The 19,765-nt window shown below is 35.9% G+C and carries 12 protein-coding genes and 1 pseudogene; 10 read left to right on the plus strand and 3 right to left on the minus strand.

All coding sequences use genetic code 11. From position 1 onward, the window contains the following. Positions 1–685: 685 nt before the first annotated feature. Positions 686–772, plus strand: a pseudogene (locus LI954_RS16270) (IS3 family transposase); the annotation flags it as partial. A gap of 452 nt (positions 773–1,224) precedes the next feature. Here the strand turns inward: LI954_RS16270 and LI954_RS00660 are convergent. Both LI954_RS00660 and LI954_RS00665 read right to left on the minus strand, forming a co-directional pair. Continuing rightward, entirely contained in the window at positions 1,225–2,166 is a 942-nt protein-coding gene (locus LI954_RS00660) for a N(5)-(carboxyethyl)ornithine synthase (RefSeq protein WP_229443214.1), read from the minus strand. Positions 2,167–2,347: 181 nt separating this feature from the next. Next, the gene (locus tag LI954_RS00665; protein WP_229443215.1) at positions 2,348–2,533 is read right to left on the minus strand and encodes a hypothetical protein; all 186 of its coding nucleotides are present in this window, start codon (positions 2,531–2,533) and stop codon (positions 2,348–2,350) included. 919 nt (positions 2,534–3,452) lie between these two features. Between LI954_RS00665 and LI954_RS16275 the strand changes: the two genes are divergently transcribed. The 4 genes from LI954_RS16275 (at position 3,453) to LI954_RS00675 (ending at position 9,269) form a co-directional block, all read left to right on the plus strand. Then, positions 3,453–3,644 (plus strand): DUF6609 family protein, encoded by a 192-nt coding sequence (locus LI954_RS16275; RefSeq protein ID WP_420705964.1) that lies wholly within the window; start codon positions 3,453–3,455, stop codon positions 3,642–3,644. 50 nt (positions 3,645–3,694) lie between these two features. Continuing rightward, a complete protein-coding gene (locus LI954_RS16185) occupies positions 3,695–3,871 on the plus strand; it encodes a DUF6609 family protein (RefSeq protein WP_324254741.1) in 177 nt (58 codons plus the stop codon). 357 nt (positions 3,872–4,228) lie between these two features. Continuing rightward, positions 4,229–5,647 carry a helix-turn-helix domain-containing protein gene (locus tag LI954_RS00670; RefSeq protein WP_229443216.1) on the plus strand — a complete coding sequence of 473 codons (1,419 nt, stop codon included), beginning with the start codon at positions 4,229–4,231 and terminating at the stop codon, positions 5,645–5,647. Between the two features lie 727 nt (positions 5,648–6,374). Further along, entirely contained in the window at positions 6,375–9,269 is a 2,895-nt protein-coding gene (locus tag LI954_RS00675; RefSeq protein ID WP_229443217.1) for a Spy0128 family protein, read from the plus strand. A 257-nt stretch (positions 9,270–9,526) separates the two neighbouring features. On the opposite strand, the gene LI954_RS15990 is transcribed toward LI954_RS00675, so the two are convergent. Continuing rightward, on the minus strand, positions 9,527–9,661 hold the full coding sequence (locus LI954_RS15990) for a hypothetical protein (RefSeq protein ID WP_267491391.1): 135 nt from the start codon (positions 9,659–9,661) through the stop codon (positions 9,527–9,529). 676 nt (positions 9,662–10,337) lie between these two features. Between LI954_RS15990 and LI954_RS00680 the strand changes: the two genes are divergently transcribed. From LI954_RS00680 to LI954_RS00700, 5 genes are all read left to right on the plus strand, one after another. Then, on the plus strand, positions 10,338–11,456 hold the full coding sequence (locus LI954_RS00680; protein ID WP_229443218.1) for a tyrosine-type recombinase/integrase: 1,119 nt from the start codon (positions 10,338–10,340) through the stop codon (positions 11,454–11,456). Between the two features lie 262 nt (positions 11,457–11,718). Then, positions 11,719–12,375: a helix-turn-helix domain-containing protein gene (locus tag LI954_RS00685; RefSeq protein ID WP_229443219.1), complete on the plus strand. Its 657-nt coding sequence runs from the start codon at positions 11,719–11,721 to the stop codon at positions 12,373–12,375. Between the two features lie 112 nt (positions 12,376–12,487). Continuing rightward, the gene (locus LI954_RS00690; protein WP_229443220.1) at positions 12,488–14,422 is read left to right on the plus strand and encodes a SpaA isopeptide-forming pilin-related protein; all 1,935 of its coding nucleotides are present in this window, start codon (positions 12,488–12,490) and stop codon (positions 14,420–14,422) included. Between the two features lie 109 nt (positions 14,423–14,531). Next, positions 14,532–15,245, plus strand: coding sequence for a pilin N-terminal domain-containing protein (locus LI954_RS00695; protein WP_229443222.1), 714 nt, complete (start codon positions 14,532–14,534; stop codon positions 15,243–15,245). Between the two features lies 1 nt (position 15,246). Then, entirely contained in the window at positions 15,247–19,569 is a 4,323-nt protein-coding gene (locus LI954_RS00700) for a lectin-like domain-containing protein (RefSeq protein WP_229443223.1), read from the plus strand. The last annotated feature ends 196 nt before the right edge of the window (positions 19,570–19,765 follow it).

Genomic DNA, 19,765 nt, shown 5'->3' on the forward strand with positions numbered 1-19,765 from the left:
ATAACTAAATCTGAGTGCAAGCACTCAAAATTTTAATTCCCCCATTTTTCACTAAAAACCCTATTACATCAGTAGTTGCAGAAGCTGCTTTCTAAACAAATGGAATACGCTTCGAAATACTGTTAGTTCAAGGATTTTCTGTATTAGTTTCTAAAATTGGGGGTAAATTCAAACTCAAAACTATTTTATCAGGTTTCGGATTTTCCTTCTTATAGCGTTGAACCATGGAGAACAAAGCGATTCGATATTTTCTCGTATAAATGCTCAGTACAATTTTGAGTCTGCAAGTAGTGAGTGTACTAGCAATCTCTTAGTGATGAACATGACTATATGCCCATTTATTTCAATCAGAGCATTGCCTACCATCTCACTAGTTTATTTATCTTAGTGAGACTGGCAGCTACCTCCAAAAATTGATTGAATGTATACACATTCCTCAGATTGTCTGCTCGCATACCATCCCACTAGGTGTTCCTGCATCAGTGGGACTGGCAATTCTGTTCGAGGCTGCACATATAATATGTCTTATATGACTAAAAGACATGCGATGGGCATTCGGAGAAGCGTAAGAATAGACTCCTAATTTCTGTTCTAGGTAAGAATTTTTACAAATTCTACCTGTTATTGTATGTATACTATTCTGTTATGTATTCCCATGAAGTACTGACCAAGGACATTAAAAGAGTATATTCACTTTTATAATAATGATCGAATCACATTAAGATACGGCGGACTTACTCCAGTTGAAATCCGGAATAAAGCCACCGCATAGGTTACAAATTAACCTATAAGAGAGAGTGTGTGGGAAAAAAAGTTCCACACGCTCTTCGTATCTATCCCTGAATAAACAGTGGGACAAAAGCAAAAATTCTTTTTGCGACGAATAACCGCAGGAGCAGCTCCAGTTCCTTCACCGAGTAGGGAACTGGACTTCATCCACTCTGCTAAAGAAATCCTAGTGAAGCCTGTCAATTCTAGTATGTTTCCTACGTAGAAGTTGAGGTGATCGAAGCGCAGTGTATCAATCCTTAGCTATTCATTTTATGAATCGTGTCCCTTGACAATTTTCGGATAGTCCTTCTTAATTCTCGGAGCTGATCGCTTTTGTCCTGATCTTCCTTCTCTTAAGGGAAATTCAAGTGAAGCTTGAATATATATTTTATTTTTTCCATTGCCAACTTGACAGAGAGCTGTTCAACTCTTAGAGAGGAGCTCTTTTATCGTCTAATCTGCTTGTACTATTTTCTCTCTAAAAATAGCGATATCTTTTTGGTAGATATATCGGCTAAACTGCCGGCTTAAATATTCACTCACATTGCGATAGGCTAATGTCGGAGTATTTGGTACAGTATAGTAGTAATGCCCATGCTCATGATAAATAGGTGTGTCTAAAGAAGTAAAATGATTACCTTCAATGGCATTGCCTGCATCTGCAGCAACATCAATGAAAAAGGTCCCTGGTTTGACTTGTCTTTGATCCTCTAAGGTCAGTATTGGCTGTCCGCTGGCACCGACTTCAATCCCATTAATAATAAAGTCAAACGAGGTGAGCTGTGTGTGAAATTCTGGAAGGGTTCGTCGATAGAACATACGAACTGTTGAAGTAAATTTTGAAATGGCATGAAAGGCACCCTGAGCAACATTCCCTGAACCTAATATTGCTGCATTTACTTGATCATTTGGTAATAAGCCAAAGGCCAAACAAGCATGTAAGACGCCTGCATATCCCGCGTAAAAGCTATTTTGATAGACGACATTGGTGGGAATCCAGTCTGCACGTAGCTGTTGTTGCTGGTGGAAGATTGTCGGAAAGCGATTGTCTAAATCCACTACGATTAAATCTTTGGGATAAGCTTGTTGCTCCATGAAAGGTTTCCCCGATCCTAAAGGATGTGTCCACCCGATAATCATTTGCCCCGGGCGGATTTTTTCGTAATCGGATGGTTGAATCAACTTCAAAGAAAAAATGCCGTCAGATTCTTGGAAAACAGTATCCCGCGTACAAACGTTACATCCGGCATCTTCATAGGCACTATCAGGAATACCAAGCATAGCTCCAAATCCTGTTTCTATAAGTAAATCATTTTCAAAACCTTGAATATGTTTTGGCAGCAAAGGTACACGGCGTTCACCTGGAAAGTTTGAACGAATAAAACCTAATTTCATAGAAAATCCTCCTCTTCTTTGGTGGTAAGAATTAGGGTGTGTCTGAAAACTCAAGCAGCGAATAGTTTGATGATTTTTATCGAACCCATCGTCATAAATACTCGCTTATGACCCACGTAAGCTGTGTTTTTTTCCTTGATTTCAACAAAAATCACTGAAAAATTCGAATTCTACGAACTTTTCAGACACGCCCTAGTTGTGACAGGCTATGATGATTTTCCAAATGAAAACTTCTATAATACGCATGCAAGTTTTCTCTTTGAAAATAACTCGATTCATTGCAAAAATTGGTCGCCATTTCTAAATGTTCAGTTAACATATAATCAGGTTCCGGCAATTCTTTAGGTATTTCTTTAGGTAGGTCCATTCTCTTCTCCTTCTTTTGGCTAGTGCGGCTACGAGCATTAACTGATTATGAAAACTAAATAGATGAGCACGGAAGGGAGCGTTATCATTATATATATCGTAACATAAAAAGGAAAATAGAGCTTTTATTATGAATAATGAGCAGTCATACTATAGTTTTCCAAGTGATAAAAATGATAGATTTCAGCAATGGGTTGATTTAGATCGTGGAAGATTGTTCAGTGAACTAGAGGGTATGTATCTGCTTATAGAAACAAAGAAATGAGTATGGTGATAGAAGGGTTAATTCTTCATAGTTCTGAAGTCTTTGTTCTGCCTCATTTGTTTTTTTTTGAGAGGCTGTTCACAGCTTTTGAGGGTTTTAAAACATAATTTGAAAAGAATAGATGAGACTACTGAATATGCGATGAGCATTTGCCAAAAGCACAGGAGCAAGTCTCGTATGAGCATAAGATGCGTCAATATAAATTAACGGCAATCGTCGTTTGTCTAGCATTCTGCTGGATCAATGGGTCAGACTCGATTTAAAGCTTATCGTCTGTATACGGCTGTCTCTTTGTATATAAAAATAAATTTTGACAAATTTATTCCCGTCAGAGCTTCGTATACCATCCCACTAGCTGTTCCTGAAACAGTGCGACTGGTAATTTCACTAAAAATTCTACAAAAGTGGAACTGGCAAACTAGCAGTGTCCTCCAATTAAATGAATAGTAGATATGCTGAAGTATCTGGATGATTCAGCTTCACAGCAGATTAATTTGCTGTGAAGTCTATTCTTTATGTAAAAGTAATTGTATATATGTCTTTATAAATATTAGTTACCATTTTTTTGTATGTATAGTACAATTGTGATAATCAAAATTCAAAGGAGAAACACAAGGGATTTTCAGGATGAAGAAGGAAGTTAGGGAATATAGTTATCAAACATTGTTGTGAACTACAATGTTTGATTATTGGGATAGTAATTGCAGTTGCTGATTTTTTATGTAGTGAAAAAAATAAATGGAAGTATATTCTTATTGGTTTTTGTGGGGATTATACCTCAACAATAAATAAAGCAGTAGTCTCCAGACTCTCCAGTGGAAGTTTATCAAAATTTCAAGATGAATAAGGCTGTCTTTTTAATGAGCATTCTTTTTCCGATATATTTATTTTCGAGAGATTGCTTTTCTTGAAAAAAATTGGAGAATGATTTGGCTGGGAATATTTCTTGCAATTGGGGTGCTTTTTTTCTATTTTGTTCACGGAATATCTATGATAGGAATTGCTCTCTTATGTTCTGTAATTGTTATTTGGAGTATGGTGTATTCTACGAATCTATTCATACCACTGTGCTGATTGATAGAGTGATAAAAATGACGTTAAATGCACCTCTTTTATTTTTTTCAAAACCTAATCAATAGTAAGTTAAAAAGATAACGGTTTATGGAGCAGCTGTCAAATGGTTCTCCCAGATATGAAAAATCAGAAGTAAGAGATAGAGCAACTGAACTTTAAAAATTTTACAAGGATGTGAAAGATAGTCTGGAAGAGCTAAATTAGAAACTACAAACATGAGATTAAAAGCTGCAGAAACAGAGAAAGTGAAGGTTTTCCGATGTAATAACACAAATATTAAAGCACTAATTATTGTTAGTCTTTCAGCTGACAATCGGCAAAAAGTATTTGTAAATATTTGAAGAAAGGAATAGAGATATGATTTATGGTTATTTAGAAAAAAATCTTTTGAGAGCAGTTAAGCTGGTAGATTTGCTAATGGGAGAACGATATATTGATATTATGGTACTTTCAAGAAATTTGAAGTGCACACCAGTTACTGTACGAAATGATATAAGTTACTTAAAAAATACGCTGGATATTGATATTATGGAAAATAATTCTGAGACCTATAAAATTGATTTTTTTACTCTAGAAAAACGCGAAGCACTTTGCCATAAAATTTACGCTCAATCCCTTTTTTTGAAAGCGCTTGAATATTTTCTGGTCCCTTCTGAAAAAAAATATATTGATTTTATTGATGAGCAATTTATCTCCGTGTCTAAAGGCTATTTAGTAAAAGAAAATGTAGAAAAATTTCTAAAAGAGCTTGATTTAGAAGTCTCTGGTAATCAAATTATAGGAAATGTCATTAGAATTCGATTTTTATCTGCAATTTTGTTTAAGCAATTTGGCATGAATACAATAAGAAGAGACAAGAAAATAATAGAAAAATCGAACAATGTTCTTTATGCTACAGAAAAAAGTTTAGATGTTTCTTTTTCAAAAAGTGAAAGACATTTTTTTGGTATGTTGCTTTTGACAGCTGCTGATAAAAAGCTGTTTACTGGAAAATTGGAATTTCCGTTGGAAATATTGGAGGCTGTCAAGAGCTATCCTCGACCAATAGAGTTTGAAGAAGCTGTTGAGAAAAACTTTAAAGAAATTTGGGGAGAATACTTTGAGTCTGAATATTTATTTTCTGTTCTATCTTTAATGATTATCAATACGCATGTATTTGATCAGACAATGTCTCAGGAAAAGTTGTTTGCTCATCGCAAAGTTTTTTTGCAAGATCCACATGTAGAACGATTGATTGATTTATTTGAAAAAACTTTTTTTATAGATCTTACATCTAAAGATTGGTTTTTAACAGCAATTTTTATTTTTTTGAAGGATGTAACATTGAATCTGCACCCGTTATTATCAACCGATTTTTTGAGAATTAGTGAATCCGATCCTAAACTGTATCAGAAGATCAAACAAATCATCAAGAAATGGAATGTATATGGTCTGAACATCCCGGAAAAACATATTGAATTATTATGCTATCGATTAAGTCCTTTCATGTTTAAAAGACGACTTGCTGCAATTACCTTGATATCAAGCAATAGTATAGATTGTCAAGTTACTGAAATGTTGATCAAAGATTTTTTATCAGAAACCATTCACTTTTCTGTTTTTACAGATATAATTGAAGTCAATGAGAAAGCAGATAAAATAGAAGAAACCTTGTTTCTTATTGATAAGAAGGATATCTTTTCAATAGAAAGTATTTACCTTCCTCATTACCTATTACTTGATTTTCCACCTGAAATAAAAGATATAAAAGAAATATTAACCCATCTATTCATTTAGGGTGTGTCTGAAAACTCAAGCAGCGAATAGTTTGATAATTTTTATCGAACTCCTCATCATAAATACTCGCTTATGAACCACATAAGCGGTGTTTTCTTCCTTGATTTCAACAAAAATCACTGAAACATTCGAATGCCACTAACTTTTCAGACACGCCCTAGCTTTTTTATAGAATAACTTTTTTCTGATGCAGACTTTAATATAATTAGGGATCTGGAGCGATATTTTGAACAGATATTGCTCTAGATCTATTTTTCTATATACATTCCGTAAAAAAATAAGATTACAAATAAAGCCGATCAGTAAGTTGTTCAGGAAGAGTATTGACTTAATCAATGAACATTCGAACAGCCAAGGTAATCTGATAATACTTTGATAGGTAGGTCTCTTAATGAGAACTATCTTATTTGTCTTCAAATGTATCATGAATAGCAAATCGAGAAGGGTATCATTAATAGTTTATAGGATGGATATAGAATCTATTTTATTAAAAATTTTCCAATTTTTTTTTCAATGGTTTGGAAAACATTATGTGGAAGATATTTATAATGATAGGTAGATATTTATTAGAATTAGCCTATGTGATGTTCTTCCCTGCAATAGCATAAAGCTTATCAAATTCATAATAATAAGTTACATCGAAAAAAATCGGATTATTTAGAAGATGATAAATTATATGTTTAGCAAGGAAATCACTGCATGCTAATCAAAAAATCAGGAGGTTATTATGAAAAAGCATTTAAGTATAATGTTCCCAATATTTGTTGTCGTATCTCTATTAACTGGTTTATCATCATCTTCGCAAGCAACAACCAATAGTCACGAGGAGTTAATCATAGTTCAAACAGATGTCTTAGATTCAGAGGATACATTAGCAGATAGAAAATTTCTTGAAAATATTGATGAAAATACGAATCTTGAAATAAATGAATACACTAAAAATGACTCAAATTTGGTTATCACTGATAACTCTAATGAAGGGATAGATACATTTGAGGCGCTCTTAAACGCAATTGCAGCAGCAGATACTGATAACAATTTAACTACTATCAAAATCAGCCAAGATATAAACGTAACCTCTACAATTCAGATAGAATCTGGTCAAAATATTCAATTAGTAGCGAATGGGCAAAACGTCTCGTTGTTTCATAGTATGGTTGATACAGATTCAGTGATAAGAATAGCTGAAAATGCCACTTTTATCTTAGGGGAAACAACAGATGATTATATTATTACCGTAGATGCCAATGAAATTGGCAAAGGTGAATTGATCTATAATTTAGGAAACTTCTATTTAAATAAGGGAATTGTACGAGGAGCAATCGGCGGTGATGAGAGTAAAACTGGTGGCGGAGTATATAACGGCGGATATTTTGAAATGAACGGCGGCAGTATTCAAGATAATATTGGGTATGGTCTCAGTGGAGCTAACGGCGGAGGCGGAATTTATAATATTGGTGAATTTGTAATGAATAATGGTAGTATATCCAGAAATTTTACTGGACTACCAGCAGATTTTGAAAGTAGTATCGGGTTGGGAGGCGGAATTTTTGTAAGGAATGGCTCTATCACTTTAAGAGGTGGTGAAATCACTGATAATGCAGCCGGCAGTGGAGGCGGCGTTTATATTTATGGGATCAGTAACATAGCCGGGCAATATGGTACAGCAACCTTCGGCAATGGCTTGATTACAGAGAATTCAGCAACATTGCAAGGTGGTGGTGTCTGGCTTTGTCAAACAGGCGAGCTGAGCAGCTATGTTAATGATACTATGTCAGTTGTTGGCAACACAGTGGCTGTTGTGGATGATTATCGCGTAGGTGGAGATGACTATTATTCAGAAGGAATGACAGGTGATTACTCTGTAAGTTTACCTAGGGTATCAATTCTTGGAGACGCGTTTACCTATTATAGAGATGATCCTGCAGCTCGATATTCCTTAAGTACTACGCCTAATCCTATTTCGGTAGATGACTTGGATTTTTCTGATTTGGTATACTTACATGCAGAAGTAGCTAATGCAGCTGCACTAAAGTCAGAAGCAAAATTGCTCATTTCTGGAAATAAGGCTAGAGAAGGCGGAGGTGTAGCAAATAATGGAATTGTTAATTTTGGTTATGAATCAACTTCTATTTTGCTCAATTTAACAGCTGAAAAATTATTAACCGGCAAAGAACTGACAGCAGATCAGTTTAGCTTTGAATTAATCGATTCAACGGACACCGTGATTGAAACAGTTCAAAATGATGCCGATGGAATAATCAATTTCAGTGAACTTGAATACACGACCTCAGGAGTTTACGAGTATACCATCAGAGAAGTCAATGATGAACAGCCAAATATTACCTATGACGATCATGAATTGAAGGTAACAGTTACTGTAACAGAAGAAAATGGTGAGTTGACAGCCGCTGCAGCCTATGAAGGAGAAGTTGTTTTTAGCAACAGCTATACAAGTACTGCAGCCAATATTGTATTACAGTCCAGAAAATTATTAACCGGCAAAGAGCTGACAGCAGATCAGTTTAGCTTTGAATTAATCGATTCAACGGATACCGTGATTGAAACAGTTCAAAATGATGCCGATGGAATAATCAATTTCAGTGAACTTGAATACACGACCTCAGGAGTTTACGAGTATACCATTAGAGAAGTCAATGATGGACAGCCAAATATTACCTATGACGATCATGAATTAAAGGTAACAGTTGCTGTAACAGAAGAAAATGGTGAGTTAACAGCCGCCACAGCCTATGAAGGAGAAGTTGTTTTTAGCAACAGCTATACAAGTACTGCAGCCAATATTGTATTACAGTCCAGAAAATTATTAACCGGCAAAGAACTGACAGCAGATCAGTTTAGCTTTGAATTAATCGATTCAACGGACACCGTGATTGAAACAGTTCAAAATGATGCCGATGGAATAATCAATTTTAGTGAACTTGAATACACGACCTCAGGAGTTTACGAGTATACCATCAGAGAAGTCAATGATGAACAGCCAAACATTACCTATGACGATCATGAATTGAAGGTAACAGTTGCTGTAACAGAAGAAAATGGTGAGTTAACAGCCGCCGCAGCCTATGAAGGAGAAGTTGTTTTTAGCAACAGCTATGCTAATACTACAGCCAGTATTGTATTACAGTCCAGAAAATTATTAACCGGCAAAGAGCTGACAGCAGATCAGTTTAGCTTTGAATTAATCGATTCAACGGACACCGTGATTGAAACAGTTCAAAATGATGCCGATGGAATAATCAATTTTAGTGAACTTGAATACACGACCTCAGGAGTTTACGAGTATACCATCAGAGAAGTCAATGATGAACAGCCAAACATTACCTATGACGATCATGAAATAAAGGTGACAGTTACTGTAACAGAAGAAAATGAAGGCTTGATAACAACCGTGGACTATAAGGAAACGCCGGTCTTTACAAATAATTATCAGACAACTAGTAATAGTCAGCCAGATGAAGCGTCAGAAAGCACCGTAAATCAAGTTCAAGATAAATTTCCTTCAACAGGAACAATAGCTAATTTTTTCTTTCTTCTAACAGGAATAATCAGTGTTTGCATTACACTAATTATTTGGTGGAGAAATAATATCAGAAATTAGGACGTGTCTGAAAACATGAGCAACGAATATTTCCGCTATTTTTCTGGAACCCGTCGTTAGAAATTCTCGCCTATGCACCACATAGCCTGCGCTTTCTTTCTAGATGTCCACCAAAAATTTCTGGAAAATTCAGATTTCACTATACTTTCCAGACATGCCCTAGTTAATCATGGTTATATTTATGTAGATTATTTGGAAAGAATAAAGAAAGGGCAGATTTTATAATGAACTTGGGTATCTGGTAAGATGAAAAAATGTCATCGCAACATTTCATATGCTATTAAGGTTCCCGCATCAATCAATACAGTATGCAGACCACTAAATAAAGAAAGAGAAATAATTGCCGGATGTCGTTGGTGGTCGGACAAAAAAAGTCGAGCCTGTTTACCCATGAAGACATCTCCTGGATGATAACGCTTTACAACTAGATTGATCTTTGACTAGTGATAACACGAAACATAGACTTGCATCTTAAAACATGTCGCAATAACCTAGTTACTCCGCAGTCGTAATAAGAAAGCCTCGGGCTTGCCCGAGGCTTTCTTATTTATTTGGGCATAGTTCCTCGTATCTACTTTCTTTAGATTATTGAATTCTTATCACTAATATTCATTGACAATGGGCTAAAATATTTTTGTTCTAAGAAAAATTAAATTTGAAAACCACACAACTATTTTAGAGATAAAATAGTTGTGTGGTTCCTGTTTGTTTTAGAAAAGGGAGCCGTTTATTTTTGTTATAGTACTAGAAATATTGATAGTTAACAAATATATTTTAAATTGATCACTATCTATACCAATGTTTTTGTTATAGTATCCTATTGTAGTGAAATTAATAATAAAAATTAATGTTTTTCATAATTGTATATCAATTTAGAAAAAGCTTGATATAAAGACATTTTTGCTAGCTGATAGTCAAAATATTATATTAAATATAATCCAGTGTCAATGTTTTTTTAATATTTATAACATTTTTTTAAAGCTCTACCTATGTTTTAGCATAAAATAAAAAATGGCTTCTATAAGCCGTCAAATAAATCGTCAACAATTTGAGAAGGATGTGTGGTTAATGCCAAAAAGAGGAGAAAATATTTATAAGAGAAAAGATGGTCGATGGGAAGGGCGGTATGTCAAAAAACGTAATCAACATAATAAAATTTTTTATGGGTATGTTTATGGTAAAAAATATAGCGAAGTAAAGGAGAGACTCATATTATTAAAGGCAAAAAATATGGCTGAACCAAAGATAATTGAGACCTATTCAGGTAATATGGAAGACTGGATGTATTACTGGTTGGGAACAATCCTTAAAAAAACAATTAAAGATTCTACCTATTACAACTATTTACGTCTGCTGCAACGACATATTCTTCCCGAACTGGGGAGTTTAAAATTGTACCAATTAAAAAGAAATGATATTCAGACTTTTGTTGATCGCCTATATGAAAGAGGATTGTCACCTGGATACATTCAAAACAACTATAATTTGTTGAAAAATGGATTAGCTGCCGCTTGTCGTAGAGAATATCTCAATGAGACTCCATGCAAACAGATTCTTTTGCCTAAATATAAACGAAAAAGAGTCAAAGCTTTAACCTATGCACAACAAAGAGTGTTGGAAGAGGAAGCATTACAAGAAACATCTTGTTCACCAATTATTTTGGCATTATATTCTGGCATGAGGATTGGCGAAATCAGCGGATTAAAATGGTCAGACATCAATTTTGAAGAGAATAGTTTATCTATATGTCGGACAACCTCCAGAATATTGGATGAAAAAGGAACGAAAAGAATTACGAAACTTTCATTAACAGCTCCTAAGACTCTGAATTCTGAAAGAGTAATACCCTTGGCAGAGAACTTGAAAAGATACTTATTAATCAATTTTCAGAAGGCTAATTCTGAATATGTGATTACTTGTAAAGGAGGGGTGGCTGAACCACGGGTGATTAACTATCGTTTTAAGAAACTAATTGAAAAACTGGGAATGAAAGATATTCACTTCCATACTTTGCGACATACTTTTGCGACTAGGTGTTTAGAGAATGGAGTAGATATTGCTAGCTTGAGTAGATTATTGGGACATCAATCAACAAAAATGACTTTAGATGTTTATACTGATTCAATGCTTGAAAAACGGCAGGAAGCAATGAAAATTGTTGATACATTAATGAAACAATTTTCCTAAATGAAGAATACAGCTAGAGTAATTGGAACCAGATTCTGATTATCTCAGCTGTATTTTTTTTGTGTTTTGAACCGATGCGCCGTCTTTTTTCCGTCAAAAACAAGCAGGAATACATCCTTCATATGCCTTAATCATAATTTTTCGTAATTGATATACAATTCGGAAAAAACTTCGATAATTTATTCAAAAAAATAAAATAAGGAGAGAGACCATGAGTACAATCAGCATTATTAATATCTCTGGAGAGCTAGATCAATCCTATATGGAAGAACTAAAGAAAAATGAACACGATGTGCGGCTTGTTGATGTTAGGGAGTTAGAATCAGCTGCTTTAGGGACCAATATTACTATTATATACAATGACGGGAAACATAACCAATATAATGAACAAAATATAGGTCACATTTGTCTTCTTATATTGAAAATAAGAGAGAAGACAAATTCACTTCTATGGATATTTTCAAAAGAATACTCAGAAATAGAACGGCTGATCTACCTCAATCTAGGTGTAAATAATAATTTTGATAGTCGATGCTCTCCTGAAGAATTTCAATTAATTGTGAAAAATGCTATTAATCCTTGTCAGATTAATCATGAAGGGAAAAATATTTCGTTTCATAAAGAAGATATGAAAGTAATTAAACTAAATTCCAAAAACCAATCACTTTGGAATGGTTCGGGAAAAGAAATTGAGCTTACAAAATTAGAGTATAAACTACTGAGTATATTGGATAATGCTTCCGGTGATATGGTCAGCTATCAAGAGTTGGCTCAGCAATTATGGACTGATTCGATAAAAAATGAAAAAGCTCGGGTAGCAAATGTTGTTTTTCTTCTGCGAAAAAAATTAGAGGAACATTCAAATGTGATTATTCGAACAGTTCGTTCGAAGGGGTATAGGTTAGGTGACAGTGAGTAAGGATGATTGTTTCTAAACATTCTAGGAGGTGAGGCTTAACGAAAAGGACTGAAATAAGAGATATAGAATGAGTTGAAAAATTGTTATATAAAATTAGGAGGAGACTGATTAAATGAGTTATAAAAAGAAAATTCTTACTGGATTAGTTTTAGCAACAACTGTTCTGGGAACAACAACAAGTATAGTAATGCCAATGGTATCTGGTACGAATGTTGTTTATGCAAACACTGTTGCAGATGCTGAATCTGAGCGTTCATTGACATTGAAAAAATATGCAGTATCAAATTTAGGTGAATATCAAGATCGCGGAGATGGTGAAACAGAAGCAGCTCCGGATTATCGCCCTGTAGAAGGTGCAAAATATACAATTCGAAAAGTTGAAGCTCTGCCAGGAAAAAGTTTAACAAATCCGCAAGATCAAAAAGAAGGCGTGGATTATGCATTTGCTGGACCGGAAATTCAGGTTACAACAGATGCAACTGGAGCAGTAACGCATTCATTTGGTACAGGAACACTAAATGATGGCATGTACTTAGTTATAGAGTCTGATGATTATTCAGATATTAAAATTGATGGTAAAACATTAGAAGAAAATAAACAGCATGTAGTTAAACCGACAGATCCATTTTTTGTATCTATCCCCCAAACTTCACGTACAGATAATTCATCATTGGTTTATGAAGTGATTGTTGAGCCTAAGAACGTGATCGATGTAGATAATGCTTATGAGTTGGATAAAACAATCGAAGGTGGAAAAGTACATTCTGATATTGCTGGAAAGCAATTCACATGGGCTGCCAATGCTAAAATTCCAAGTGGTTTATATGTAATAGCAGATACTGATTTAACCATTTCACCAGTTTATGATAAAGAGGGTAATGTTATTACTGGAAACGGCACTACTGGTAGTGGGTTAGAGGTAGTTGCCGGGAAAGTTTCTATCGCTAAAGGAGATGCTTACTATGCGGATTATTTCCGTGTAAGAGATAATATTGATCCATGGTTGTCTCTTGATGCAATTGCAGTCAATGTTACTGGCGGAACTGAAGGGACATTAGTTGAAGGAACGGATTATCATGTGCTTATCTGGAATGGAACAGATTACACTGAAGGATACCAGCTGCCAATGCCTTCTGGAATTGTTAAAGATGTAAAGATTGAACTGACTCAAGCTGGAATGAAGAAAGTAACAGAACAAGGAAATACAGATATATCTGTTGAGTTTACTACTACTGCGCCAACAGGATACAATACACTGCTTGCAAACTATTTTGAGATGGAATATTTAACACCGGGAGCTGAACCGGAAAATCCTGGAACTTATCCTCCGGGAGTGACACCGCCGGAACCAGGAGAGCCAACACCGCCAACGATTCCAGGAGTAACGCCGCCGGAACCGATTGACCCGCCGGTATTGCCGCCGGTAGATCCAGAAGATCCCTATGAGCCTCCAGTACAACCGCCAGTATTGCCGCCAGTAGACCCTGATACACCGGTGGATCCTGAAATTCCTCAATATTGGACAGGTGGATTTGATATTGAAAAAACTGCTAAAGATACTGGTAATATATTAGCTGGAGCTGTTTTCCATATCGCCGAAAGTGAAGAGGATGCGAAAGCTGAAATGTTCCTTGCTACAGATGGGAACAGTTATAAGCTAGGATCAACATTGCCAAGTAATGTTACGCTAATTACGGCTGCTTCTGATGAGCAAGGACGTGCTGAATTTGATGGTTTGAAACTGGAAGCGTTAGATAGAGATGGCGATGGAAATATTACAATGGGAGAAATTCAGTACAGCTACTGGGTAGTGGAGACTACTGCGCCTGAAGGCTATGAGTTGGCGAAAGCTCCTTACGAAGTGATTATCAGCCTAAATACACATGATGAAGCATTTGAACTGGATGTTATTGATGAGAAGCAAACAGATCTTCCATTTACTGGTGGAACTGGCACAACGATTCTGGTAGCAATTGCAGTAGGGGCGATCGTAGTCGGTACAACAGCAATTGTCATGGATAAAAAACGTAAGAGTCGTTTAGCATAAGTATGTCGACTCAATTGTAGATACTGAGTAACACCAGATATGGTTTACTTGTTTGCAGGGAAGAGAGCAATTATCTTCCCTGTTTTTATAAAGGAAGGTGAATAATTTCTTGAAAAATATAAGCTGCTTAGTTAATTTTTTTACAGTAAGCTTTCTATTTTTAGGTTTGTTTCTTAGTAACACGATTCAAGCAGAAGCAACTGAAATAGATTCACAAACCTCTCTAAATAGCTTGCATATCATAAAATATCAATTAACTGAGGATATGGAGTTTTCTAGCCAGTTACAGAATGGAAGTAAAATTGATGGGGTAGATACACTGATACGTGTTCCAGGGATCAAATATGAGATTACTCGAATGAGTCTTTTGGGAAATTCAGGTGAGTACATTTCGGCAGCAGGAGAAGATCAATTCTCGATGCAAATTAAAACTAATTCTGTAGGAGAAGCAGTTGTTAACGGGCTGCCGGATGGTATATACAAGGTAATAGAGATACCTGATGAACGTATTCCAAAAGTGATGGAACCCATAGTTATTAATTTGCCAATGCAGGTAAGTCAAGGAGTATTAAACGAGGTATATGTATACCCTAAATCAAGTGTAGTTACTCCAGAAGATTCGATCAATCCGCCAAAGGGTACGGAGAACACTCCTAGCCAATCGGCAGATATAGATTCAGCTTCTGAGAAAAAGAGACTACCAGAAACAAGTGGAAATATCGGGAAGAGTGATATCATTCTGTATGCGATGCTAGTAATCAGTAGTCTGGGAATCCTATCAATAGTGATATCGGTGAAAAGAGATCGGAGGGAGTTTTTATAAAATGAAAAATACTTCGTTTTTAAAAAAAATGAAAATTATCTCCATTTTTTTATGTATTTTTACAGTCCTGTCCTTCCTTCAAAGTAATGTTTCCAGTATAGCAGCTGAGGAATCAGGTGATATTTCTGATACAGTAATTGAAGAAACGATTTCGGAAGAGCAGAATACTGATATAGAAATGGAACCCTTTGAAGAACAAGAAGAAGCAACTGAAATAGAGAGCTCTGAGGTAGTGGAGAATACTTTAAGCAATGAGGAAAATAATGTGTTGGATATTGCACCGAGAGCACCAGCATATGTGAAAGATACGTCTAATATCAATGTGTTTGATAAAAATAATAAAGCAACATGGACAAAAACAGATTACGCCAATGCATGGGATTTGCGATCGTCCACCTATGAAGTTTTTGTTAGTGGAGGTATTACAGCTGATAAAACAAAAGGAAATTATGGGGGAGAATTGGTTACGTTTAGGAACTTTCCTCTAAATATAAGCTCAACAGCTGGCAGAAAAACGATTAACACAAACTTTGGAATCTTGATCCGCAATGTTCGTTATGGAGATCAATTAGTGGATGTGAAAGTATCCATCCTTGATATAGTAATGGGAGCTGTTTCAAGTAGTGATGCTGCAGCTTTTGGGAATTCAATATATTTAAATATGAGTATTCTTACAATGCAAGGAATCCCATCTATCCGAATCAATTCATCCCAAATACCTTTACAATCTGAACGAATAGAGCTTGCCTTTTTTAAGGCTGGAACAAACACGCCAATTGAGGTAAAAACTCCTATTGGTTTTGGTGATTATGAAGGATACTGGGATCAGGATGTACTTCAAAATACGTATGCTACTGGTTATGATACTATAAACGTATTTGAAACAGCAACGATTTATAATGGGACGGATACGAGTAAATTTCCTCAGTACAATTTTTTTGGAGGCTGGGGAGAAGCGATTCCTTCAGTAGATCCATTAACAAGCAGACCTGTAGAAATAGAAATGTACAAATACAGGAGCAATGGAGAGGTTTGGCTTACTAAAGATTTGCGGTACACGGATACAACTTCTAATTGGAATGGTTTTAATCTTAATGAATGGAAGCCAAAGGAAGCACAGTTTACAGTAGATTTTAAAGGAACTAAATTTGAAACAGGACGCATTATCAGTACAAAAAATACTTTAGGAATTGGCGGGGTTGGCGGTTCAGATACAGAAACCTGGACTCATGGGACCTACTTTGGTTTTCCATATGCATTACCTTCAGAAATCACGCCGCCTCGAAAGTATGTATCAGATTCAGATGAGAAGCTGGCAGAAAAAAATATGTTAAGCAGTGCAGCTGAAACATTTACCTATACATTTGATGCGGAGTTTCCTGTTCAGTCTTATGAGGAATACGCATTGAAAGGGTGGCAAATTAGCGACACACTTCCAGACGGTATATCATTGAATGGCGGAATATCAGCTATAAAGGTAGAAAACAGATTTGATAATACAAACTTGACAAGTAAGTTTACATCCACTATAAATGGACAAAACTTAATTGTGAAAGCAAATGCAGATACTCTAAAGGATATGAATATGTATGGTCAGCATTCCAGTCTTCGTGTTACTGTACCTGTACGTATAACAGATGAGTCGAAAGTGGTTCGAGATGGTAATGGCAATATAGCCATCAGTAATAGAATCTGGCTGGTAGGGACTTATTTCAATGATGATAAAGTGTCGTTGTCGTCCAACTACGTACTTACAACCACGCCTCCAGAAATGGAAGCCCCTAGAAAATATGTATCGGATTCAGATGAAGAGTTAAAATTAAAGAATATGTTAGACAGTGTTGACGAAGCTTACACGTATACATTTGATGTCGAGTTTCCGGTTCTGTCTCATGAGGAACATGCGTTGACGGACTGGCGGATTACTGATACACTTCCGAACGGTATATCGTTAAATCAAGGTGTAGGGGATATAAAAGTAGTCAATCGGGAGAACGATACAAATTTGACAAGTAAATTTAGCTCAGAAATCAATGGGCAAAATCTGACAGTCAAAGCAAATGCAGATACTTTAAAGGACATGAAGATGTACGGAGAACATGCTAAACTACGTGTCACTGTTCCCGTGAAGATAACAGATGCCTCTGAAGTTACTCTAGATAGTAAGGGCAATATCAATATAGTAAATAGGATTTGGCTTTCATGGACAACGTTTAATGGCGAGAAATTACCATTGGCTTCTAACTATGTGAATACAACCACGCCCCCGGAAATGGAAGCTCCGAGAAAATATGTATCGGATTCGGATGAAGAGCTAAAGTTAAAGAATATATTGAACGATGTGGATGAAACTTATACCTATACATTTGATGCAGAGTTTCCGGTTCTGTCTCATGAGGAACATGCGTTGACGGATTGGCGGATTACCGATACACTTCCGAACGGTATATCGTTAAATCAAGGTGTAGGGGATATAAAAGTAGTCAATCGAGAGAACAATACAGATCTGACAACTAAATTCAGCTCAGATATTAATGGTCAGAACCTGACAGTCAAGGCAAATCCAGATACCTTAAAAGATATGAAAATGTACGGGGAACATGCGAAATTACGTATTACTGTTCCTGTGAAGATAACGGATGCCTCTAAAGTTACTCTAGATAATAATGGTAATGTAAATATAGTAAATAGGATTTGGCTCTCATGGACAATGTTTAACGATGAAAAGCTGCCATTGGCTTCTAACTACGTGAGTACGACTGTTGATACTACTCAGGCAGATTGCCGCATAGAGTTGATTAAAGTAGACGATGATGACGAAAACCTTCGTTTAGCTGGTGCAGAATTTGAATTGAGAGATAGTGAAAACAACATTGTACAAAGTGGTTTAGTTACAGATGATAATGGCGTGCTGCGTATAGAGCTGCCTTCTGGAGACTATCAATTGATTGAAACTAAAGCTCCAGAAGGCTATGAATTAGATCCTACACCAATTGAATTCACTGTAGAAGCTAACACAAATGTATCAATCAATAAAGAAAACTTTTTAGAGTGGTTCGATCTAAAAGATAATGCGGTGTATGATTCAAGCACAGGAATTGCGACACTTACTGAGGATATGGAAAATAGAAAAGGCTCAATAATCTTAAAGAAAAGTATTAGCACTGATGAAAGATCTGAATTCAGTCTCAAAGGAAAAGTCAATTTAGGCGTAAGAAATCAAGAACTTGGTGTGGCAGGTGCAGATGGTTTAGCATTTGGTTTCACCAGTAATGGCAGCACTCAGTTGGGAGAAAATATGGGGAATGCTTTTGGAGTAGGCGGTGTCAAAAATTCCTTTGGGTTCAAATTGGATACTTGGTGGAATCATGAGGAGGACAGAACCACGCGTAGTGCAAAAGATCCTTTGAAATTTGCTGCATCTGGTAATGCGGCCGCTTCAGGAGTGTGGAACCATTCCTTTGGTTCGTTCATCTACACTGATGATTCTTCTATGCACATGCTCCATTCCTATGAAGGAGCAGATGCGTCACCAGAAAAAATCGACGGTCCAAAGGATGGATTTAGAGATATAGAATTTCTATACTCTGGTGAAAGTAGAACAATGACTGTCAAATATGAAGGTAAAACATGGACAAAGGAAATCAGTGAATGGTTGAAAGACGATGTTTTAGACTTTGGTGTATTTGCTTCAACTGGAGGACATAGGAATATTCATCAATTTCAAATTGAAGAGATTCAGTACACTCAAGCGATAAAATTAGTTAAGACGAATAAAAAGAGTACCTTGGGCAGATTTGATTTATTAAAAATTGATGCAGAATCGAAAGAGCCGTTAAGTGATGCAGAATTTACTTTAGCACGTTCAAAGAAAGATGCAGAAGAAGGCAATTTTCTTGGAGAAAACGGCTTGTCATATCAAGGGGACAACCAGTCGTTTCAAGAAGCAAGAGATTTAGCTGAAGCAGATGGAACGAAGTTGATACTTGTGAAAACCAACGAGGCCGGTTTGGCTGCCGTTGATGGATTAGAATTAAATTCGATCACTATGGAGAGAGAATATTGGCTTGTAGAAATAAAAGCTCCAAATGGTTATGAGATACTAAAGGAACCACGAAGTGTACTTGTGAATCTGGACCCAGAAGGAGCAAAAACGATTGAGATTACTATAGAAAATCAAAAAAATACATTCTTGCCGTTTACGGGCGGGACAAACCTGATGGTACTCATTACAGCAATCGGAAGTACATTGGGTAGTCTAGGTTTAGGAGTGTATTTGTTGTTTTCTCATGGAAAAAATGTAAATCGTAATCAAGTACTTTAAATTTGTCATTTAAATAAAATTGAAAAGTTATTTCAAGAGGTATGGACAAAAGCAATCAGCTCCGAGAATTAAGAAGGACTATCCGAAAATTATCAAGGAACACGATTCATAAAATGAATAGCTGAGAATTGATACACTACGCTGCGCTTCGATCACCTCAACTTCTACGTATGAAACATACGAGAGTTGACAGGTT

The sequence above is a fragment of the Enterococcus sp. CWB-B31 genome (assembly GCF_020567645.1).
GTDB lineage: Bacteria > Bacillota > Bacilli > Lactobacillales > Enterococcaceae > Enterococcus_L.

What these genes read in the sequence shown, in the direction of transcription:
- LI954_RS00670 (WP_229443216.1), top strand. Translation starts at nt 4,229, where the DNA reads ATGATTTATGGTTATTTAGAAAAAAATCTTTTGAGAGCAGTTAAGCTG.
- LI954_RS00685 (WP_229443219.1), top strand. Translation starts at nt 11,719, where the DNA reads ATGGAAGAACTAAAGAAAAATGAACACGATGTGCGGCTTGTTGATGTT.
- LI954_RS00680 (WP_229443218.1), top strand. Translation starts at nt 10,338, where the DNA reads ATGCCAAAAAGAGGAGAAAATATTTATAAGAGAAAAGATGGTCGATGG.
- LI954_RS15990 (WP_267491391.1), bottom strand. Translation starts at nt 9,661, where the DNA reads ATGGGTAAACAGGCTCGACTTTTTTTGTCCGACCACCAACGACATCCG.
- LI954_RS00665 (WP_229443215.1), bottom strand. Translation starts at nt 2,533, where the DNA reads ATGGACCTACCTAAAGAAATACCTAAAGAATTGCCGGAACCTGATTAT.
- LI954_RS00675 (WP_229443217.1), top strand. Translation starts at nt 6,375, where the DNA reads ATGAAAAAGCATTTAAGTATAATGTTCCCAATATTTGTTGTCGTATCT.
- LI954_RS00660 (WP_229443214.1), bottom strand. Translation starts at nt 2,166, where the DNA reads ATGAAATTAGGTTTTATTCGTTCAAACTTTCCAGGTGAACGCCGTGTA.
- LI954_RS00700 (WP_229443223.1), top strand. Translation starts at nt 15,247, where the DNA reads ATGAAAAATACTTCGTTTTTAAAAAAAATGAAAATTATCTCCATTTTT.
- LI954_RS00690 (WP_229443220.1), top strand. Translation starts at nt 12,488, where the DNA reads ATGAGTTATAAAAAGAAAATTCTTACTGGATTAGTTTTAGCAACAACT.